The following is an 18,608-nucleotide window of genomic DNA, read 5'->3' as shown; positions in this document are numbered from 1 at the left end:
TAAAACCTCACAGTTTTACGCTATAAATATAATCATTTATTCTGTAATGCTTAACTGTAAAATTCTTTTACAAAATCATCGTAAGTTATCTCTTTTACTTTAAGATTTGCTTCTTCTTTGTAAAGGTTTAACAGTTTTTGACTCATTAACTGCTCAGACAAGCGTTTAACCTCATCTTGATTTGATAAAATACGAGCAGCAATATCATCTAGTTCTTTATCTGATGGATCCATTTGACCAAATTGCGCCATTTGCACTTTAATCATTTCTCTTGCATGTGCTTTAAGATCATCAAACGTTACTTGAAGGTTGTGCTTTTCAATAAGTTTACCTTCTATTAATTGGTAACGCATGCTTTTTTCAGACTTTTCATACTCTTCTTTAGCTTGGTCTGCATCCATTTGCTCTTCACCTGCAGTTTGCATCCATTTTTGCAAGAAAGACGCTGGTAAATCGAACTTAGTATTTTCAACTAAATACTCAGTAACATCGTTAAGTAATTTTTGATCACCTTGTTGTGCAAATTGCTTTTCAGAATCTACTTTTATTTTCTCTTTTAATTCAGTTACTGATGTTACTACATCTTTACCAAATAATTTATCAAATAACTCTTGGTCTAAATCAGCCAACTCACGAGTATTAATTTCGTTGATTGTAAATGTTACCTCAATGTCCAATCCGTGAGCATCATCATGAGATACTTTTAAGAAGTGCATTAAATCGTGGTCGTCATTAAACAATCCTTTTGTTTTTAAAGTAATAACATCACCAACTTTAGAACCTACAAATTTCTTTTCGGTTGCTTTACCTTTAAACTTATCTAAAGTAATAGTTGCTGTATTGTTGATTTCTTTATCTTCGTTTACAAATACACCTGTAATTTCAGAATCTTTAGCAACAGTATCTTGAGATACTAATTTACCATACTGCTTTCTGATATGCTCAACTTGGTCGTCTAACATTTTATCATTAGCAACAATATTGTATTGTGTAATTGCTTTTTTGGATTTTAAGTTTACTTCAAACTCAGGTGCTAAACCTAATTCAAACTCAAAAGAAAAATTATCAGCATCCCAATCCAAATCGTCTTGTGGTTTTGGTAATGGGTTACCTAAAACGTCTAGTTTTTCTTCAGTTAAATACTTGTTTAAAGCATCTTGTAAAAGCTTGTTAACTTCATCTACTAAAACTGCTTTTCCGTATTGCTTCTTCACCATTGTCATTGGCACATGTCCTTTTCTAAATCCAGGAATGTTAGCCGACTTACGGTAATCTGAAAGGATTTTTTCTACCTTATCGCTGTAATCTTCTTTAGCGATATCTACTTTCACAACAGCATTTAATGCATCAATGTTTTCTCTTGTAATATTCATTATAGAATCAAATAAAAATTGGGTTGCAAAAGTACATATTTTTTACAACCCAACAAAGTTTTTAAGATGTTGAAATTCAGACTATTTTTTATCTTCTTTTAAAATAGAATGTAGTATAGATTGAAGTATCGACAAAAGTATACTAAATAGAATGGCTGTCCAGATACTATTTACCGCGAAACCATCAATGAGTTTATCTGCTAAAAGTACTATTAACGCGTTAATAATGAGTAAAAACAAGCCTAAGGTTACCACTGTTATTGGTAAAGTTAGAATAACTAAAATTGGCTTTACCAAAAGGTTTAAAACCGCCAAAACAACAGCCACAATAAGTGCTGTTACAAATTGGTTTCCTGTTAAATCTACTCCTGGTAAAAAGTACGCCAAGACAAAAACTGCCACAGCAGTTAATAATAATCTAAATAAGAGATTCATAATTATATGTTTTTACTAAAGTTACAAATATTAAATGATGAATTGCATAACTTCATTAAAAAAATCATCTGGGTTTTCGGCATGCAACCAATGTCCAGCATTGGCAATTGTTACAATGTTTACATTAGAAAAATGCTGTTTTATGATAGTTTCGTCTTGTAAAGCGATGTATTCAGATTTGTCTCCTCTTAAAAAAAGCGTCTCTTTTTCAAACTTTGCATGAAGCGGTAATGCTTCGCCAACCTCTGAAACATTCTCTTTTAACACTTGAAGATTCATGCGTAATGCTAACTGACCTTTTTCTTTCCAATATAAGTTTTTAAGCAAAAACTGACGTGTTCCAAAATCAGACACATAGTTTGCTAGTTGTTCATCGGCTGCTCCTCTACTTTTAATTTCAGAAAAATCTAAACTGCTTAATCCTTCTAAAATAGCATCGTGATGTATTGGGTAAAATCTAGGAGAAATGTCTGCAACTATTAATTTTGAAACCAAATTTGGGTTTTGTGTTGCAAATAGCATTGCTGTTTTTCCTCCCATTGAATGCCCTAACACAATTGCTTCTGAAAGATTATGCGCTTCAAAATAATTACGCAAATCTTCTGACAGGGTTTCATAATCGAAATTGTCATCATGAAAACTATGACCATGATTTCGTTGGTCTACAAGATGAACTTCAAATCCTTCTTCGCTAAATTTTTTACCAAGTGTTTTCCAGTTGTCACTCATTCCTAAAAATCCATGAAGAATAACAAAGGGCTTTCCTTGACCTAATATATTGGAGTGTAATTTCATATTTTCGTTTTTATAATGAGAGGTCTCGCCTACGCTAAAACCGACAAAAAAGTTATAATTACTTAAGTCTTTGCAAATACATTTGCACCACGTTTTCTATTCCTAAGTAAAGACTTTCAGCAATTAATGCATGTCCAATAGACACCTCTAAAAGGTTTGGTATGTTATCTTTAAAAAACTTAATGTTTTCTAATGACAAATCGTGTCCTGCATTAACACCTAAATTTAATTCATTTGCTAAAACTGCACATTCAGTATAAGGTTGTATTGCTTGTTCGTTACCTAAACTATATTGATGCGCAAAAGCTTCGGTATATAACTCAATCCTATCAGTACCAGTAGCTTTAGCACCTTCAATTTGCTTTAGCTCAGGATCTACAAAAATTGATGTTCGTATTCCGTTGTTTTTAAATTCTTTGATAACATCTACTAAAAACTCCTTGTGCTTAATAGTGTCCCAACCTGCATTTGAAGTTATTGCATCATCAGCATCAGGAACCAAAGTAACTTGTGTAGGCTTTACTTCTAAAACGATATCAATAAATTTTTGGATTGGGTTTCCTTCAATATTATACTCAGTATGCACCACTGGTTTTAAATCATAAACATCTTGATAACGAATGTGTCTTTCATCTGGCCTTGGGTGAATTGTTACTCCTTGAGAGCCAAAACGCTGTACGTCTTTAGCAAACTGAACCACATTAGGAACATCGCCTCCTCTAGAATTTCGTAACGTAGCAATCTTATTAATATTTACACTTAACTTTGTCATTGACTTTATTTTTTGGACTAGCAAAAATACAAACTACTTAGTGCTTTTTGTAGTTATTTTTAATTAATTTGCAATAAGAAAATTTGCAAAAATGCCATTACAACAATACATCATAAACGATATTAAACCTTTAAACATTCATGACAAAGTGAGTGATTTTAAGTTATTGTTTAATGAACTAACCTACTCTCATATTCCTGTAGAAAATGATGGTGTTTATTTGGGTTGTGTTTCTGAAACTGACGTACATTGTTTTGATAATAGTAAAGAAATATCAGAATTCAACTATGCTATTGAAGGTTTTTTTGTTAGGTCTTTTACTACTTGGTTAGATGTTTTAGAGGCTTTTGCTCAAAATTCGTGCAATATTATGCCAGTACTTAATGAGCAGAACACCTATTTAGGATATTACGAACTAAATGACATTATTGGCTTGTTTAACGAAACTCCTTTTTTTGCTGAACCAGGTGGAATTTTAATTATTGAAAAAGGCATAAACGATTATTCTTTTAGTGAAATAAGCCAAATTATTGAATCTAATGATGCTAAACTTTTAGGTGCTTTTATTTCTAAAATTGAAAGTGATGTTGCTCAAATCACTTTAAAAATTGGAAACGCTGGCTTAAATGATGTGATGCAAACCTTTAGAAGGTACAGCTACAATATAGTTTCTGGACATGAAGAAGACACTTATATTGAAAACCTTAAAGAGCGTTCAGAATATTTAAAAAAATACCTCAATATATAGTCAATGAAAATAGCTGTTTACGGTCAATATTATCATAACAATACGCAATCGAGTATTGAAACCTTGTTTGGCTTTCTGTCTAAAAAAGAAGTTGAGGTATACATTGAAAAGGATTTCTTCAACATTCTAAAAGAAGAAAACGAAAAAGACATAAAAGCGTTTAAGATTTTTAAAACCTTAGATAACAGTTACGATCTTTTAATAAGTATTGGTGGTGACGGAACCATTTTACGTGCTATAACCCATGTAAGAGATCTTTCAATCCCAATAGTAGGCATTAATACAGGTCGCTTAGGTTTTTTGGCTACTATTCAAACAAATGAAATTGAACATGCCATTGACGAAATATTAAATGGCAACTATAAAATTTCTGAAAGAACATTATTAAGCGTTACCACTTTACCAGAAAACAAAGATTTAGTGGAAACTAATTTTGCATTAAATGAAATAGCAGTAAGTAGAAAAAACACAACTTCTATGATTACTGTTGAAACACATTTAGACGATGAGTACTTAACATCTTATTGGGCTGATGGTTTAATAATTTCAACACCTACAGGCTCTACTGGATATTCACTAAGTTGTGGAGGACCAGTAATAACGCCTGGAGCAAACAATTTGGTAATAACACCTATTGCGCCTCATAATTTAAACGCAAGACCTTTTGTTATACCTGACACCACTGACATACAATTAAAAATTGACGGAAGAGAAGACCACTATTTAATTTCGTTAGATTCAAGAATTGCAACACTTCACAATTCAACAATTGTTACCATAAAAAAAGCCGACTTTAAAATAAAAATGGTTGAACTGCTTGATGAAAGCTTTATTGATACACTCAGAAAAAAGATGCTTTGGGGAGAAGACAAGCGTAATTAAACAATAAAACCTCATAATTACTGTTTATCTGTAATACAAATTGTTATAGGCTAATCAATTTACTATATTTGCAAACTTTTAAAAATTTATGAGGTATTTAACCATAATTTTATTTAGTATTATTTTCTCGCAAACGGCTCAATCTCAAATCTATGAAATTGGCGTGTTTGGAGGAGGAAGTAATTTTATTGGAGACGTTGGTAAAACTAATTATATCTCACCAAACCAAAGTGCTTTTGGAGCTATTTTAAAATGGAACCGAAGCCCAAGGCACTCATGGAGAGTATCAGTAATTTATGCTGGTTTGGAAGGTATCGATGCTAAATCTGACGATCCAAGACGACAAGAGCGTGATTATTCCTTTGATAATAATATATTTGAAATTTCAGCAGGAATGGAGTTTACGTTTTTTGATTTTAATTTGCATGAATACGATAATAAAACCACACCATATTTATATACAGGAATTACATCTGGAAGACATAGCAACTTTTATTTTGACAATAATGGAGAAATAGTTGGAGAAGGCACTTACAGTTGGGCTTTTGGTATACCTATGGTTTTGGGCGTAAAAACAACCTTAACAGATCACCTTATTTTAGGTGCAGAAATTGGCGCACGCTATACGTTTTCTGATGAGTTAGATGGAAGTGTTCCTGATTTTGACAACGAACACCCACTATCTTTTGGAAACACCAATAGTAACGATTGGTATGTTTTTACTGGTTTTACGTTAACATATACTTTTGGTAGAAGACCTTGTTACTGCGATTTTTAGTATGAGTTTAAAAGAAAAAATACTTACAGATAAGCTTCCTAAGCACGTTGCCATAATTATGGACGGTAATGGTCGTTGGGCAAAACAAAAAGGAATGCTTAGAGTAATTGGTCATGAAAACGGTACTAAATCTGTAAGAGAAGTTGTTGAAGCCAGTGCTGAGTTAGGCATAAACTGCTTAACCCTATATGCTTTTTCTACTGAAAACTGGAACAGACCAAAAGTTGAGGTTCAAACCTTAATGAAGTTATTAGTGAAATCCTTAAAAAAGGAAATCAAAACACTTCAAGACAACAACATAAAGCTAAATGCTATCGGAAATCTTAATGATTTGCCAAAAAAAGCACATAACGAACTGTTAGATGTTATAGAAAAAACCAAAAATAATTCTAGAATGACATTAACTCTAGCCCTTAGCTATGGCGCTAGAGAAGAAATAACGAGTGTTATTAAAGATTTAGCAAATAAAGTTAAAAATAATATAATTTCTTCTGAAAATATTGACGAATCAATTATAAATAAGCATCTTTACACGCAAAATTTACCTGACGTAGATTTATTGATTCGAACCAGCGGTGAGCAAAGAATCAGTAATTTTCTTCTTTGGCAAATTGCTTATGCCGAATTGTATTTTACCGATATACTTTGGCCTGATTTTAAAAAACAAAATTTTTACGAAGCTTTGATTAATTATCAAAATAGAGAACGACGATTTGGAAAAACAAGTGAACAAATTAGCTAAAAAACTACCCTTGAAAACCTTTACTAATATATTTTTTATTGCACTTTTCTTTCTTTTTTCAAGTGTAGCAATAGCGCAAGAGCCAACTTACAACACAGGTCAAAAGTACATAATTGGAGATATTACCGTAACTGGTAATACTAGTTTTGGTTCTCAAACCATTATTTCATTTTCAAGATTAAATAAAGGTGATGAAATTGTAATTCCTGGTGAAAAAATAAGCAACGCTATTAAAAGGTTATGGGGTTCTAATTTGTTTAGCAGTATTGATATTTATCTTGTAAGACTAGAAGGAAACACTGCTTATCTAGAAATAAACTTAGAAGACTTACCAGAACTTAACGAAGTAACTATTGATGGTATTAAAAAATCTAAAAAAGAAGCTGTTATTACTGAAAACAAGCTTACCAAAGGTGCTAAGGTTACTGAAAACTTAATTACTACAACAAGAAATTACCTTACCAATAAATACAAGAAAAACGGTTTCTTAAACACAAAAGTTACTGTAAACACTAAAGAAGTAATTGACTCTATTCAAAAAAGTAGAGTTGACATGTCAATAAAAATTGATAAAGGTGAAAAGGTAAAAATCAAAAAAATCAACTTCATAGGCAATGAAAAAATAGCTGATAAAAAGCTAAGAAAAGCCATGAAGAATACTAAGCAAAAAAACCCAATACGTATATTAAAACGTTCTAAATACATTCAAGAAGATTACAAAGAAGACCTTGTGAGTATTATAGATAAGTATAAAGAAAACGGTTATAGAGATGCTCGTATACTATCTGACTCTATAATTATTAATGATGACAAAACCATCTCTCTAAATATAAATGTAGAAGAAGGAGAACAGTACAAATTTGGTAAAATAACCTTTGTTGGTAACAGTGTATATACTGACCAGCAATTAGCAAGTGTGCTTAAGATAAAAGAAGGTTCTACATACAATGGTGTTGAATTAAGAAAACGTATTGCTGACGATACTAAACCTGATGCTATTGATTTAACAAACCTATATCAAAATAATGGTTACCTATTCTCAACAATAAATCCTGTTGAAGTAAGTGCTGACGGTAACGTTATTGATATGGAAATTAGAATCTCTGAAGGTAAACCAGCATATTTTAATAACGTTTCAGTATCTGGAAACGACAAAACAAACGACCATGTAGTTTATCGTGAACTTAGAACTAAGCCAGGTCAACTTTACAGCAAGCAAAATGTAATTAGAACTATTAGAGAGCTTGGTCAATTAGGATTTTTTGATGCTCAACAACTAGTTCCTAACATGAAAAATTTTAATACTGTAGATGGTACTGTTGATATTGAATATGAAGTTGTAGAGAGAGGATCAAGCCAAATAGAACTACAAGGTGGTTATGGTGGTGGAGGCTTCATTGGTACTTTAGGATTGTCTTTCAATAATTTCTCAATGAAAGATATCTTTAAAAAAGATGCCTACAAACCTGTACCAATGGGAGATGGTCAAAGTTTAGCTTTAAGACTACAAGCAAGTAGATTTTTCCAAACCTATAGTTTTTCATTTTCTGAGCCTTGGTTAGGTGGTAAACGTCCTTTACAATTATCAACATCTATATCTCATACTAAACAGTTTTTATATAATGCAGTGACAAGAGATGCTGATAAAGACAGACGTTTTAACATAACAGGAGTTTCAGTGGGTCTGTCAAAACGTTTAACATTCCCTGATGATTATTTCCATTTATCTCAAGCAATCAGCTTTCAGCATTATAACCTAAAAAATTACAACACAGGATTATTTACATTTGGTGACGGTTATTCAAACAACTTAGCCTATACTGTTGGTTTAAGTAGAAATAACACAACTGCTGACCCAATATATCCAATGGGAGGTTCAAATTTTGCAGTTTCTGCTAAACTATCTTTACCATATTCTTTGTTTAACAATGTAGATTATAAAGCCTTAAAAGAAGAAAGAGATGGCTTAGATCCAACTGATGAAGATGATTCAGTTAGAATTAGCGAAATTGACCAACAGCGTTATAATTGGTTAGAGTTTTACAAAGTAAAGTTTAAAGGAGATTGGTATACAAGAATCGTTGATAAACTAGTAATAAAGTCTGGTTTAGAATTTGGTTTCTTAGGAGCATATAATAATGATAGAGGTGTTATTCCATTTGAACGCTTCTTCTTAGGAGGAGACGGTTTAGGTAACTACTCTTTAGACGGAAGAGAAGTTGTTCAGCTTAGAGGTTACCCTAACCAATCATTATCATCTACTGATGGAGGAACTATCTACAATAAGTTTTCTATGGAAATACGTTATCCAATCACATTGGGTGCACAGGCTAAAATTTATGGATTAGGATTTATTGAAGGTGGTGCTTCTTTTGATAACTTTAGAGATTATAACCCTTTTAACATTAACAGATCTGCAGGTTTTGGTCTAAGAATATTTATGCCAGCATTTGGATTATTAGGTATTGATTTCGGACACGGGTTTGATGCTCTTCCAGGAGAAACTACTAAAAATGGATGGGAAACCCACTTTATTATTGGACAGCAATTTTAACTTTGGCACGATATTTTCTAATATCCTTTTGAAGGTTTTAACTAGAGTGTTAAAATTTTTAAGAATATATTTCGTTAATTTGAATAATATTAGTTTAAATGACGGAATAACAAATAAAATCTGTCATTTTAAATTTATAGATGTTTTCAATAAATCAAAAATATAACAGATGAAAAATAAAGTTCTTTTTTTACTGGCAATTATAGGTCTTATAAGCCTTAATTCTAATGCGCAACGTGGTGTTAGAATTGGCTATATAGACACCGAATATATTTTACAAAACGTTCCAGAATATCAAGATGCAACATTACAGTTAGACAAAAAGGTACAACAATGGAAAACCGAAATTGACCAACGTCTTAATGTGATTGAGCAAAAAAAGACTCAGCTTAATAATGAGCGTGTGCTTTTAACAAAAGAACTGTATGAAGAACGTTTGGAAGATATTACTTTTGAAGAAAATGAAATATTAGATTACCAACAAAAACGTTTTGGTCCAAATGGTGATTTAATGATTCAAAAGCGACAGTTAATTCAGCCTATTCAAGATCAAATTTTTGCAGCTGTACAAGAAATAGCTGCTAATAGAAAGTATGATTTTGTATTTGACAAATCAGCTGATGTAGTTATGCTTTATTCTGCTGAACGTTTTGATATTAGTGAACTTGTAATAAGAAGTATTACACGTTCTGCAAAAAGAACTCAAGCTCAAAACAAAGCTGAACGAAGAGCTGCTGAAGATGAAGATGTAGTTCCTGAAATAAATGAAGAGCTAGAAGCAAGAGAAAAAGCACTAGAAGAGAAAAAAGCTGCTCGTGAAAAAGCAATTGAAGATCGAAGAGCAGAGCAAATGGCTAGAAGAGATTCAATAAAAGCTGCAGCACAAGCTAAAAGAGAAAAAATGCTAGAAGAACGCGCTAAAGCAAAAGCTAAAAACGATAGTATCAAAAACAGTAAAAAAGAAGGTGTAAAGACTGATGGAGATACAACTGGTAAAACAGCTGCTGAAATTGCCGAAGAGAAAAGACAACAAAAAATAGCAGATAGAGAAGCTAGAAAAAAGGCATTAGAAGAAAGAAGAAAAAAAATAATAGCCGATAGAGAAAAAGCTAAAAAAGAACGAGAGGAACAGAAAAAAGAAAAAGACTCTGTACCTAGTGACAATGATAATAACTAAAAGCAAACAATAATTATAACACGTAATACTTTAAAAATGAAACAATTTAAGACCCTTTTATTTGCAGCTATACTTTTTTTAGGAGCTACATCTTTTTCAGTAGCGCAAAGTAAAGTTGCTCATATTAACACAAATGAGTTAATTAAAGATATGCCAGAAATGAAAGCTGCTAAAGCTGAAATTGAAAAGCTTACTAAAACTTATGAGGCTGAGATAAAAACAATGGCAACAGAACTTCAAAACAAAATGAAGCAATACAATGCTGAAGCTGAAACTAAAACTGAAGAAGAGAACATGAAAAGAGCTGAAGAAGTTCAAACTATGGAGCAAGGTATTCGTCAGTACCAAGGGCAAGCTCAAAAAGATCTTGCTGAAAAAGAGGCTGCATTGTTAAAGCCAATTTTCACTAAAGCTAAAGAAGCTATTGAAAAAGTTGCTGCTGCTCAAGGTTTTGATTATGTACTAGACGCTAGTGAAGGTGGTGGCGTATTAGTATCTAAAGGAAAAAATCTTTTACCTGACGTAAAGAAAGAGTTAGGATTTTAATAATCACTAATAAAAACACAAAGAAAGCCGCTTTTATAAAAGCGGCTTTTTTATTTTTGTAATAATGAGTACACAGCCTATAGGTATATTTGATTCTGGTGTTGGTGGCACCTCTATATGGAAAGAGATAAATTTGCTCTTGCCTAATGAAAACACTATATATCTAGCTGATAGTAAAAACGCTCCTTATGGCTTAAAAACCAAGTCTGAAATTATAGATTTAAGTATAAAAAACACTGAGTACTTACTTAAAAAAAACTGCAAAATAATTGTAGTAGCTTGCAATACAGCTACTACAAATGCTATTAAAGTTTTAAGAGAAAACTACCAAATACCTTTTATTGGTATTGAACCTGCAATAAAACCTGCATCTTTAAATACACAAACAAAAGCTATAGGTATTTTAGCTACAAAAGGAACACTTTCAAGCGAGTTATTTCATAAAACCACAAACTTATACAGTAGTGGCATAACCATTATTGAACAAGTAGGAAATGGTCTTGTAGAGCTTATTGAACGAGGTGAAATACAATCAGAGGCTATGAAATCGCTTTTAAAAACTTACCTACAGCCAATGATTGAAGCTAATATAGATTACTTGGTTTTAGGTTGTACACATTATCCTTATCTTATGCCTTTACTGCTTGAGATACTTCCTAAGCATGTAAAAATTATAGACTCTGGTGAGGCTGTTGCACGACAAACAAAATTTATTTTAGAGACCAAACAGTTACTCAATAAAATCCCTATTTCGACTAACTATGAGTTTTATAGTAATGCAGATACAAGTGTTATGAAAACACTTTTAAATGGTGATTATACTGCTGAGCAATTAGACTTTTAATCTTCTTTAAACCAACTAGAATACTTTACATAATTATTGGCTATTCTATCAATTTCTCCTGAAATTAATTCTTTACTAATGTCTTTAACTTTTTTAGCTGGTACGCCTGCATAAATGCTTCCTGCTTCTACTCTTGTGTTTTGAGTTACTACTGCTCCTGCTGCAATAATACTATTGCTTTCCACAACACAGTCGTCCATAACAATACTTCCCATACCAATAAGTACGTTATCATGAATGGTACATCCATGAACAATAGCATTATGACCAATTGATACATTATTTCCTATAGTGGTTGGTGACTTTTGGTAGGTTGCATGTATTACAGCTCCATCTTGCACATTTACTTTATTACCCATTTTTATAAAATGAACATCGCCACGTATAACAGCATTAAACCACACACTACATTGATTACCCATAGTAACTTCTCCAACAATAGTCGCGTTTTCTGCGATGTAGCAATCGCTTGGTATTTGAGGTTGTTTTCCTTTTACAGGTTTTATGATTGGCATAACTTCTTATTTAAAATATGATAACAATTCAGACTTTTTAGATGCTGAAACCATTATTTGCTTTCCGTTACTAAGTATAACGCTACCTCCTTTTCCTTTTACATATTTGGTAACCTCGTTGACGTTTACCAAATAGCTTTTATGTACTCTAGCAAAACTACTATCACTTAATGCATCTTCAAAATACTTTAAAGTTTTACTTACCAATTTCTTTTTATCGGTATTCAAATAGATTTCGGTATAGTTATCATCAGCTTTACAGTATAAAATATCTGCTGTATTCAAAACTTCAAATCCATCTTGTTGTGGAATGGTTATTTTTCCATTGACGCTATTTGTTTTAGGAACTAAAACTTGGTCTTGGAGTGCTTCTTCCTTGGTTTTAATTTCGGTAACATAATCTACCGCTTTTATAAGTTCATCTATTGAAATAGGCTTCATTAAATAATACGAAGCATGAGCATTTAAAGCTTCAATAGCATAATGATTGTATGCTGTTACAAAAACGGTTTCAAAATCTATATCACCAACTTTATCTAATAAGTCAAAAGCATTACCATAAGGCATTTCAACATCAAGAAACACTAAATCCAAATCATTATTTCTAATGAGTACCAGAGCTTCATCAACATTTGCTGCCTCACCCAATACGTCTACATTTGGGCAATACTTTTTTAAGTAGTTTTTTAAAATGTCTCTACTGGTTTCTTCGTCTTCTACTATAATTGATTTTAGTTTCATATTGTATATGTTGGAAGTTTAAAATTAGAAGTAAATCTTCTAGTTTCAATCCTTTTTTAAAGTTACAACTACTTTTGTTCCTGCATCTTCAGCATCTTGAAAATCGTCAATAAAAACATCAACTTTATCTTTATACATAGCATTTAAAATAGCAACTCGTTTTTTAATATTACCCATGCCTTTTGAGTTTTGTTTTTGTTGATGCTCTGTCTTTAAAGCTTTTGAACGCTCACGTCCTATACCATCATCAGCAATTGTAATAATGATTTCGTCATTGCTTTTAGGTGAAATTGTAATACTTAAATGTCCTTTTTCGGTTTTATACCTTAGTCCATGCCATACTGCATTTTCAATATAAGGTTGCAATAACATTGGAGGGATTTGATAATCGTGAACATTAATGGCTTCATCTACATTGATACTATAATCGAACTTATCTTTAAATCTAAAATGCTCTAGCTTTGTGTATAGCTGTAACAATTCTATTTCTTTTTCTAACGGAATAAAGTCTTCTTCACTATTCTCCAAAACAGCTCTCATAAGATGTGAAAAATCTGATAAATACTTGTTGGCTGTACGTTCATCATTTGAAGCAATAAAGCTATTTACCGAGTTTAGTGCATTAAAAATAAAATGCGGATTCATTTGACTTCGCAACGATTTTAAAGCGAGTAAGTTGTTTGCTAATCGTTGTTGCTTGATGTACTTAAACATAAAATAAGCCGTTACCAACAGCAATACCAAACCACCAATTAATGAGTAAATTATAAGTTGTTGACGCTTGTTACGCTCAATAGTAAGCTGATATTTACTTTCAGAAAGTTCTCTGTCACTCTCCAAGCTACTAATACGGTTTTGCTTTTCGGCAATGTTTCTATTAAAACGTGCTATTTGGGAAATTTCCTGTTCCTTTTTTATATAAAGTTCGTCTACAGCTTGCGTGTATTCTTCAAAAGCAGCTTTTGCCTTGTCATAATCGCCTGCGTCTTCGTACACATCAGACAATCGTCTTAATCCGTCTTTTTTTACAATTAAATCTTCTTTTGAATCGGCTTCTTTTATACTCTTTTCAAAATAGGTAATAGCACTGTCGTAGTCTTTTTTCAAAAAGTAAGCGTTTCCTATTTTATAGTTTTGCTTTTGGGGTGTAATCGCACTTTCATTTTCAATTATTGAATCTTTTGCAATGTCTTCAATATCTTCTAAAGCTTGTTTTCTAAGCTCAATTTCATCAGTATAATTTTGATTAAGATTATTGAACTCTGCCACTACCACTTTTTCTTCAACCGATCGTTTTATATTCTCCTGTGAAGCAAGATTAAGTGAATTAGAGAAAAACCCTTGTGCTTTATCAACTTGCCCACTTGCGTTATAGGCTTGTGCAATTTTAGAGTTTAAATCTGTAACCTTTGGAGTGATTAAGTGCTTTTGAGCGACGTTTAATCCGTTTTTATAGTTGTCAATAGCAGCATTGTAATTTTTGATGTTTAGATAAGTATCTCCAAACCCTTCATACAATGTTACCAACTGATAATTTGATAACTCTGCTTTATTAATAGCATTAAAAGTTTCTAAACTTTCTTGATAGTTCTTGTTTAGTCTATAGGCTAAACCTAGTTTTAATTTGGCCTCATTGGTTTCAAAATTTTGAAGGCTTATTCGGTAATTGGTAGTTGCAAGATCGTACTGTTTCCATTCTTTATAAATATCAGCAAGAAGTTCATAAGCCTCAGCATTTTGTTTTACTGAATTACTATTTTCTAATGCTTCAGTAACAAATTGAATCCCCTTTTCGGCATCTTTCTTTAAATAATATGAAGCCGAATCAATCATTGCGTTATAAGTAACTAAATTGTTTTTTCGCTTATTTAAATTCTTTTGGTAAGGAGAAACTGCTTGCTCAACTTCAATAATAATCCTATCATCAGAAGTAATAGTGTGGTAAACTGTTTCAAAATCTTTATGCCTTACAACAAGTTCGTCACCTTTTTTAACATATATTCTAAATTTACCATCAACATCAGTCATGGTATATGCGCCTCCATTAACTTCAATATTAACTCGTGCAATAGGCTCAAACGAAGCCTTTTCTCGTACCTCGCCTCTTATTAAAAAAGTTGGTTCATCAACCTTATTTTTACTAACCTGAGCTATCGTAAAACTGGTAAAACTAGTAGATAGAATTATGACTAAATATGTTACTATTTTTTTCATTCAAAAAATTCAATTGAATAAACATACATACTTTAATTGAGTATTTAAAATCAAAACTGTTCACTTGTTCATAAATCCGCTTCTTAAATGACAGTTTCACTCAATTTTAAAAGCTCTTTACTCATTTATAATACGTGTTTACTCATTGTTGTTTTTTCTGTAAAAAAGTTGATTCTAGCTTTACAGCATTAATCATAAAACGAATAAAAAATGAAAACCATTTTAAAATCAGTAGCATTAGTCTTGTGCATTGTAGCATTTACCTCCTGCAATGCCAACACTAAAAAAGAAAGCAATCTTGCAATTGCAGAACATAAAGTAACCGATCAACCAAGTAAGCAATTTATAAAAGTAGCACTTCTACTAGACACCAGTAATAGTATGGATGGGTTGATTGATCAGGCTAAAGCACAACTTTGGGAAATTGTTAATGAGCTTTCCTATGCAAAATGTGATGACAACAAACCAAACTTACAAATTGCACTTTACGAGTATGGAAACGACAACCTTAATGGAGATGAAGGTTATATAAGACAAGTTTTAGCATTTAGTAACGACTTAGACGAAATCTCAAAACAACTATTCTCACTAACAACCAATGGTGGAAATGAATACTGCGGACACGTTATTCAAACTTCATTAAATCAGTTAAAATGGGGCTCAAATGCAGATGACCTAAAGCTCATTTTTATTGCAGGAAACGAACCTTTTACACAAGGTAGAGTTAACTATAAAACTGCAGCAAAATTAGCTCATGATAAAGACGTAACTATAAACACTATTTTTTGTGGAGATTATAACCAAGGTATTTCAGGATATTGGAAAGATGGTGCAGAATTAGCCCATGGTGATTATATGGCAATAAACCACAACATAAAAACCACCTACGTTGCCACACCTTTTGATGACGATATTTTAAAACTCAATCAAAAACTTAACAACACCTATGTAGCTTATGGCAATTACGGTAAAGAAAAAATGGCACTTCAAAGAGAACAAGATACTAATGCCGAAAGCTACAGTAGTGCTAATGCTGTAAGCAGAACTGTAAGTAAAAGCTCTCATCTGTATCTAAATTCAACTTGGGATTTAGTTGATGCTCTAAGCGACAAAAACTTTAGTTTCGACGATTTAAAAGAATCAGATTTACCTGCTGAGTTAAAAGGCAAAACCAAATCTGAAATTAAGGCTTATGTTACTAAGAAAAAACAAGTGCGAGAAGACATTCAAAAAAACATACAAGACCTAAACGAAAAAAGAAGAGTGTATATTCAATCACAACAAAAAGAAAATGACAACGGATTGGAAAGCGCAATGATTAAAGCCATTAAAACACAAGCCAAAGCCAAAAAGTATAAATGGTAATTATGGTGTTTGCATTGCAACTTATAGGGTTACAATGCAACGTGCTTTCGGTAGTCGCTATCAAAGATGAGCTCCAACAACTACCTCAATCACTAACACAAATAAAAAAGTCTCGACAAAATCGAGACTTTTATTTTTTTATGTTTAGTTAATTGCAGGACAATTACACTCATATCTTTCTCGTTTACAACCAAAGTTATACCCTAAAGTAATTTGGTGAAAACCTCCATTGTTAAACACTACAGAGTTTGCTTGGTAAGAATACGTGTAAGCAAATACAAAGTTGTTATAATCAACACCTATAAATGGTGTAATGTATTGTAATTTTTGACTGCTCACTCCAGAACCATCTAAAAATTCAGCTCCATCTAAACTTCTTCTGTAAGATAAACCACCCCAAACTTTACCAAAGTCCATTTCTTTATAAACCTTAGCGTTTATATCGATAGATGACTCTTCAGTTGCATCACGATACATAAACATTATAGAAGGTTCATAACTCCATTCACTACCATATTTTCCAAAAACATGTCCAGCTGAAAACAAGTACGTTCTTAAGTTATCATAACTTAATCCTTGCTCATTAAAGTTTATTCCCTCATTTTTAAGTAAATTCTTTATAGTTGCATGCGCATAAAAATCATATAAATGATATGAGAACCCAAAATCAACATTAAAGTTCGTAGCACTTTGCTCGATACCTGCTATAATTGGGTCAAAACCTTCATCTAAAAAAGCAGTTTCGTCTAATTTATACTGAATTAATCCGGCACTTAAACCAAATGACAGCATGTTTAAGTCTATCTCATTACGAGAGAACATAATGTGATGAGCATACGTAAAATAGGCTCCAGTTTGAGAATGATAACCATTCTTATCATTATAAACAATACCTCCAATTGCAGATGGAGAGTCTCCAATTCTGCTATTAATACTTAATGTTTGTAAACTTGGGGCATCATCTTGACCAAACCATTGTTGTCGTGCTGTTAATCTTACTTTAGCACAATTAGCAACACCAGCCATTGAAGGATGAATAAGATAATAATTATCCGTTAAATAATCTGAGTAAACTGGAAGCCCTTCTTGGGCTACTCCAAATTTTGTAACTAATGCTAAAATTGCTATTAAACAATACTTTTTTAAGTTCATATCAATAAATTATCGTTTCAAAGTAAAGTGAGCTTTAAACTCTTTTCTCTGCCCACCAATTGGTTCGTCGTACTCTACTACAAACCAGTAATCACTTGATGGCATTGGGTTTCCATTGTAGGTTCCATCCCATCCTTGTCCCGAAGGAGATATCTGCTTCAACAGTTTTCCAAACCTGTCAAAGATATAAATTTTTACGTCAGCTCTACCTGCAAATCCTATAATGTTCCATGTATCATGATATCCATCTCCATTTGGTGTAAAGTACTTTGGATAATCCAACACTGTTATCTCCAACGCTGTCAATCCACATCCATTCTTGTCTCTTGCCACTACTACATGTTCTCCTGAGGTAACGTCTTCAAACAAACCACTGTCTTGCCATGGACCGTTATCTAAACTGTATTCATACTCTCCTGGTCCTGTTGCTTCTGCTTCTATAACGTGATTTTCTGAAAAAGCTTGTGTAGTCACTTCGGCTACCAAGGTTGGAGGTGCACTTTCTATAACTAAAGTCTCATCGGTATTCTCACAGTTGGTCTCTGTTGATGTTGCTTCGTCCACAACAGTTACACTATAAGTTCCGCCTTCTATTGGCATATAACTACCTTCTGTAGCGCCTGCGATTTCTGTTCCGTTAAGATACCATGTAAAACTGTAATCTGGTGTGGTCAGTCCTGTATCTAATACTAAAGGATCTAATACTTCTGTCCCATTAGTATCCACACATAGTATATAACTGTCTTCTAAATCAAATACTGGTAACGGATTCACCTGAAGGGTCAGATCTGTCACATCATAACAGATAGAGTTTGGTGTGGTATCATTGTCTACTCTTACATAAATAACCTGTGGATTAGTGATGTTCTCATAAAGTGTAGGTAATGGGTTTACTCCTGCGTCTGCATCATCAAAACTCGCATAGTACGTTACTGTATAATTTAATGGGTCTTGACCATCTAGTACGTCTTCATC

At 32.5% G+C, this 18,608-nt stretch carries 18 protein-coding genes; 9 read left to right on the top strand and 9 right to left on the bottom strand.

Going from position 1 to position 18,608, the window contains the following annotated elements; all coding sequences use genetic code 11:
• Window positions 1–50 precede the first annotated feature (50 nt).
• From tig to DMZ43_RS13320, 4 genes are all read right to left on the bottom strand, one after another.
• Window positions 51–1,373, bottom strand: a complete 1,323-nt coding sequence (gene tig / locus DMZ43_RS13335; RefSeq protein WP_131508855.1) for a trigger factor — start codon at window positions 1,371–1,373, stop codon at window positions 51–53.
• An 81-nt stretch (window positions 1,374–1,454) separates the two neighbouring features.
• Window positions 1,455–1,808, bottom strand: coding sequence for a phage holin family protein (locus DMZ43_RS13330; protein WP_129761165.1), 354 nt, complete (start codon window positions 1,806–1,808; stop codon window positions 1,455–1,457).
• Between the two features lie 30 nt (window positions 1,809–1,838).
• A complete protein-coding gene (locus DMZ43_RS13325) occupies window positions 1,839–2,603 on the bottom strand; it encodes an alpha/beta fold hydrolase (RefSeq protein WP_131508854.1) in 765 nt (254 codons plus the stop codon).
• Window positions 2,604–2,661: 58 nt separating this feature from the next.
• Window positions 2,662–3,375, bottom strand: coding sequence for a pyridoxine 5'-phosphate synthase (locus tag DMZ43_RS13320; RefSeq protein WP_131508853.1), 714 nt, complete (start codon window positions 3,373–3,375; stop codon window positions 2,662–2,664).
• A gap of 91 nt (window positions 3,376–3,466) precedes the next feature.
• On the opposite strand from DMZ43_RS13320, the gene DMZ43_RS13315 reads away from it, so the two are divergent.
• The 8 genes from DMZ43_RS13315 (at window position 3,467) to murI (ending at window position 11,646) form a co-directional block, all read left to right on the top strand.
• Window positions 3,467–4,123, top strand: a complete 657-nt coding sequence (locus DMZ43_RS13315) for a CBS domain-containing protein (protein WP_129761168.1) — start codon at window positions 3,467–3,469, stop codon at window positions 4,121–4,123.
• 3 nt (window positions 4,124–4,126) lie between these two features.
• Window positions 4,127–5,005: an NAD kinase gene (locus DMZ43_RS13310; RefSeq protein ID WP_131508852.1), complete on the top strand. Its 879-nt coding sequence runs from the start codon at window positions 4,127–4,129 to the stop codon at window positions 5,003–5,005.
• A gap of 88 nt (window positions 5,006–5,093) precedes the next feature.
• Window positions 5,094–5,783 (top strand): DUF6089 family protein, encoded by a 690-nt coding sequence (locus tag DMZ43_RS13305; RefSeq protein WP_129761170.1) that lies wholly within the window; start codon window positions 5,094–5,096, stop codon window positions 5,781–5,783.
• Between the two features lies 1 nt (window position 5,784).
• A complete protein-coding gene (locus tag DMZ43_RS13300; RefSeq protein ID WP_131508851.1) occupies window positions 5,785–6,525 on the top strand; it encodes an isoprenyl transferase in 741 nt (246 codons plus the stop codon).
• Between the two features lie 10 nt (window positions 6,526–6,535).
• The gene (bamA, locus tag DMZ43_RS13295) at window positions 6,536–9,079 is read left to right on the top strand and encodes an outer membrane protein assembly factor BamA (protein WP_238155824.1); all 2,544 of its coding nucleotides are present in this window, start codon (window positions 6,536–6,538) and stop codon (window positions 9,077–9,079) included.
• A 169-nt stretch (window positions 9,080–9,248) separates the two neighbouring features.
• Window positions 9,249–10,256, top strand: a complete 1,008-nt coding sequence (locus DMZ43_RS13290) for an OmpH family outer membrane protein (RefSeq protein WP_131508849.1) — start codon at window positions 9,249–9,251, stop codon at window positions 10,254–10,256.
• 36 nt (window positions 10,257–10,292) lie between these two features.
• Window positions 10,293–10,802: an OmpH family outer membrane protein gene (locus DMZ43_RS13285; RefSeq protein ID WP_129761173.1), complete on the top strand. Its 510-nt coding sequence runs from the start codon at window positions 10,293–10,295 to the stop codon at window positions 10,800–10,802.
• Between the two features lie 64 nt (window positions 10,803–10,866).
• On the top strand, window positions 10,867–11,646 hold the full coding sequence (murI, locus tag DMZ43_RS13280) for a glutamate racemase (protein ID WP_131508848.1): 780 nt from the start codon (window positions 10,867–10,869) through the stop codon (window positions 11,644–11,646).
• Here murI and DMZ43_RS13275 read toward each other — a convergent pair.
• From DMZ43_RS13275 to DMZ43_RS13265, 3 genes are read right to left on the bottom strand one after another with little or no spacing between them, the layout of a single operon-like run.
• Window positions 11,643–12,161 (bottom strand): gamma carbonic anhydrase family protein, encoded by a 519-nt coding sequence (locus tag DMZ43_RS13275; protein WP_129761175.1) that lies wholly within the window; start codon window positions 12,159–12,161, stop codon window positions 11,643–11,645. The genes murI and DMZ43_RS13275 overlap by 4 nt on opposite strands.
• Before the next feature lie 6 nt (window positions 12,162–12,167).
• Window positions 12,168–12,902 carry a LytTR family DNA-binding domain-containing protein gene (locus DMZ43_RS13270; protein ID WP_131508847.1) on the bottom strand — a complete coding sequence of 245 codons (735 nt, stop codon included), beginning with the start codon at window positions 12,900–12,902 and terminating at the stop codon, window positions 12,168–12,170.
• A gap of 45 nt (window positions 12,903–12,947) precedes the next feature.
• On the bottom strand, window positions 12,948–15,116 hold the full coding sequence (locus DMZ43_RS13265; protein ID WP_131508846.1) for a histidine kinase: 2,169 nt from the start codon (window positions 15,114–15,116) through the stop codon (window positions 12,948–12,950).
• A 210-nt stretch (window positions 15,117–15,326) separates the two neighbouring features.
• Between DMZ43_RS13265 and DMZ43_RS13260 the strand changes: the two genes are divergently transcribed.
• On the top strand, window positions 15,327–16,481 hold the full coding sequence (locus DMZ43_RS13260; protein ID WP_131508845.1) for a VWA domain-containing protein: 1,155 nt from the start codon (window positions 15,327–15,329) through the stop codon (window positions 16,479–16,481).
• A 144-nt stretch (window positions 16,482–16,625) separates the two neighbouring features.
• Here DMZ43_RS13260 and DMZ43_RS13255 read toward each other — a convergent pair whose 3' ends face one another.
• Together DMZ43_RS13255 and DMZ43_RS13250 are read right to left on the bottom strand one after the other, a co-directional pair.
• Window positions 16,626–17,633, bottom strand: a complete 1,008-nt coding sequence (locus DMZ43_RS13255; protein WP_129761179.1) for a type IX secretion system membrane protein PorP/SprF — start codon at window positions 17,631–17,633, stop codon at window positions 16,626–16,628.
• A gap of 9 nt (window positions 17,634–17,642) precedes the next feature.
• On the bottom strand, window positions 17,643–18,608 hold a 966-nt coding region (locus DMZ43_RS13250; RefSeq protein WP_131508844.1), incomplete at its 5' end, for a T9SS type B sorting domain-containing protein.

This window comes from Meridianimaribacter sp. CL38, assembly GCF_004328055.1.
GTDB classification, from domain to species: domain Bacteria; phylum Bacteroidota; class Bacteroidia; order Flavobacteriales; family Flavobacteriaceae; genus Gaetbulibacter_B; species Gaetbulibacter_B jejuensis.
The sequence above is the reverse complement of the archived record's forward strand: the minus strand, read 5'-3'. Positions and strand labels throughout refer to the sequence as shown.

What these genes read in the sequence shown, in the direction of transcription:
- tig (WP_131508855.1), bottom strand. Translation starts at nt 1,373, where the DNA reads ATGAATATTACAAGAGAAAACATTGATGCATTAAATGCTGTTGTGAAA.
- DMZ43_RS13330 (WP_129761165.1), bottom strand. Translation starts at nt 1,808, where the DNA reads ATGAATCTCTTATTTAGATTATTATTAACTGCTGTGGCAGTTTTTGTC.
- DMZ43_RS13325 (WP_131508854.1), bottom strand. Translation starts at nt 2,603, where the DNA reads ATGAAATTACACTCCAATATATTAGGTCAAGGAAAGCCCTTTGTTATT.
- DMZ43_RS13320 (WP_131508853.1), bottom strand. Translation starts at nt 3,375, where the DNA reads ATGACAAAGTTAAGTGTAAATATTAATAAGATTGCTACGTTACGAAAT.
- DMZ43_RS13315 (WP_129761168.1), top strand. Translation starts at nt 3,467, where the DNA reads ATGCCATTACAACAATACATCATAAACGATATTAAACCTTTAAACATT.
- DMZ43_RS13310 (WP_131508852.1), top strand. Translation starts at nt 4,127, where the DNA reads ATGAAAATAGCTGTTTACGGTCAATATTATCATAACAATACGCAATCG.
- DMZ43_RS13305 (WP_129761170.1), top strand. Translation starts at nt 5,094, where the DNA reads ATGAGGTATTTAACCATAATTTTATTTAGTATTATTTTCTCGCAAACG.
- DMZ43_RS13300 (WP_131508851.1), top strand. Translation starts at nt 5,785, where the DNA reads ATGAGTTTAAAAGAAAAAATACTTACAGATAAGCTTCCTAAGCACGTT.
- DMZ43_RS13290 (WP_131508849.1), top strand. Translation starts at nt 9,249, where the DNA reads ATGAAAAATAAAGTTCTTTTTTTACTGGCAATTATAGGTCTTATAAGC.
- DMZ43_RS13285 (WP_129761173.1), top strand. Translation starts at nt 10,293, where the DNA reads ATGAAACAATTTAAGACCCTTTTATTTGCAGCTATACTTTTTTTAGGA.
- murI (WP_131508848.1), top strand. Translation starts at nt 10,867, where the DNA reads ATGAGTACACAGCCTATAGGTATATTTGATTCTGGTGTTGGTGGCACC.
- DMZ43_RS13275 (WP_129761175.1), bottom strand. Translation starts at nt 12,161, where the DNA reads ATGCCAATCATAAAACCTGTAAAAGGAAAACAACCTCAAATACCAAGC.
- DMZ43_RS13270 (WP_131508847.1), bottom strand. Translation starts at nt 12,902, where the DNA reads ATGAAACTAAAATCAATTATAGTAGAAGACGAAGAAACCAGTAGAGAC.
- DMZ43_RS13265 (WP_131508846.1), bottom strand. Translation starts at nt 15,116, where the DNA reads ATGAAAAAAATAGTAACATATTTAGTCATAATTCTATCTACTAGTTTT.
- DMZ43_RS13260 (WP_131508845.1), top strand. Translation starts at nt 15,327, where the DNA reads ATGAAAACCATTTTAAAATCAGTAGCATTAGTCTTGTGCATTGTAGCA.
- DMZ43_RS13255 (WP_129761179.1), bottom strand. Translation starts at nt 17,633, where the DNA reads ATGAACTTAAAAAAGTATTGTTTAATAGCAATTTTAGCATTAGTTACA.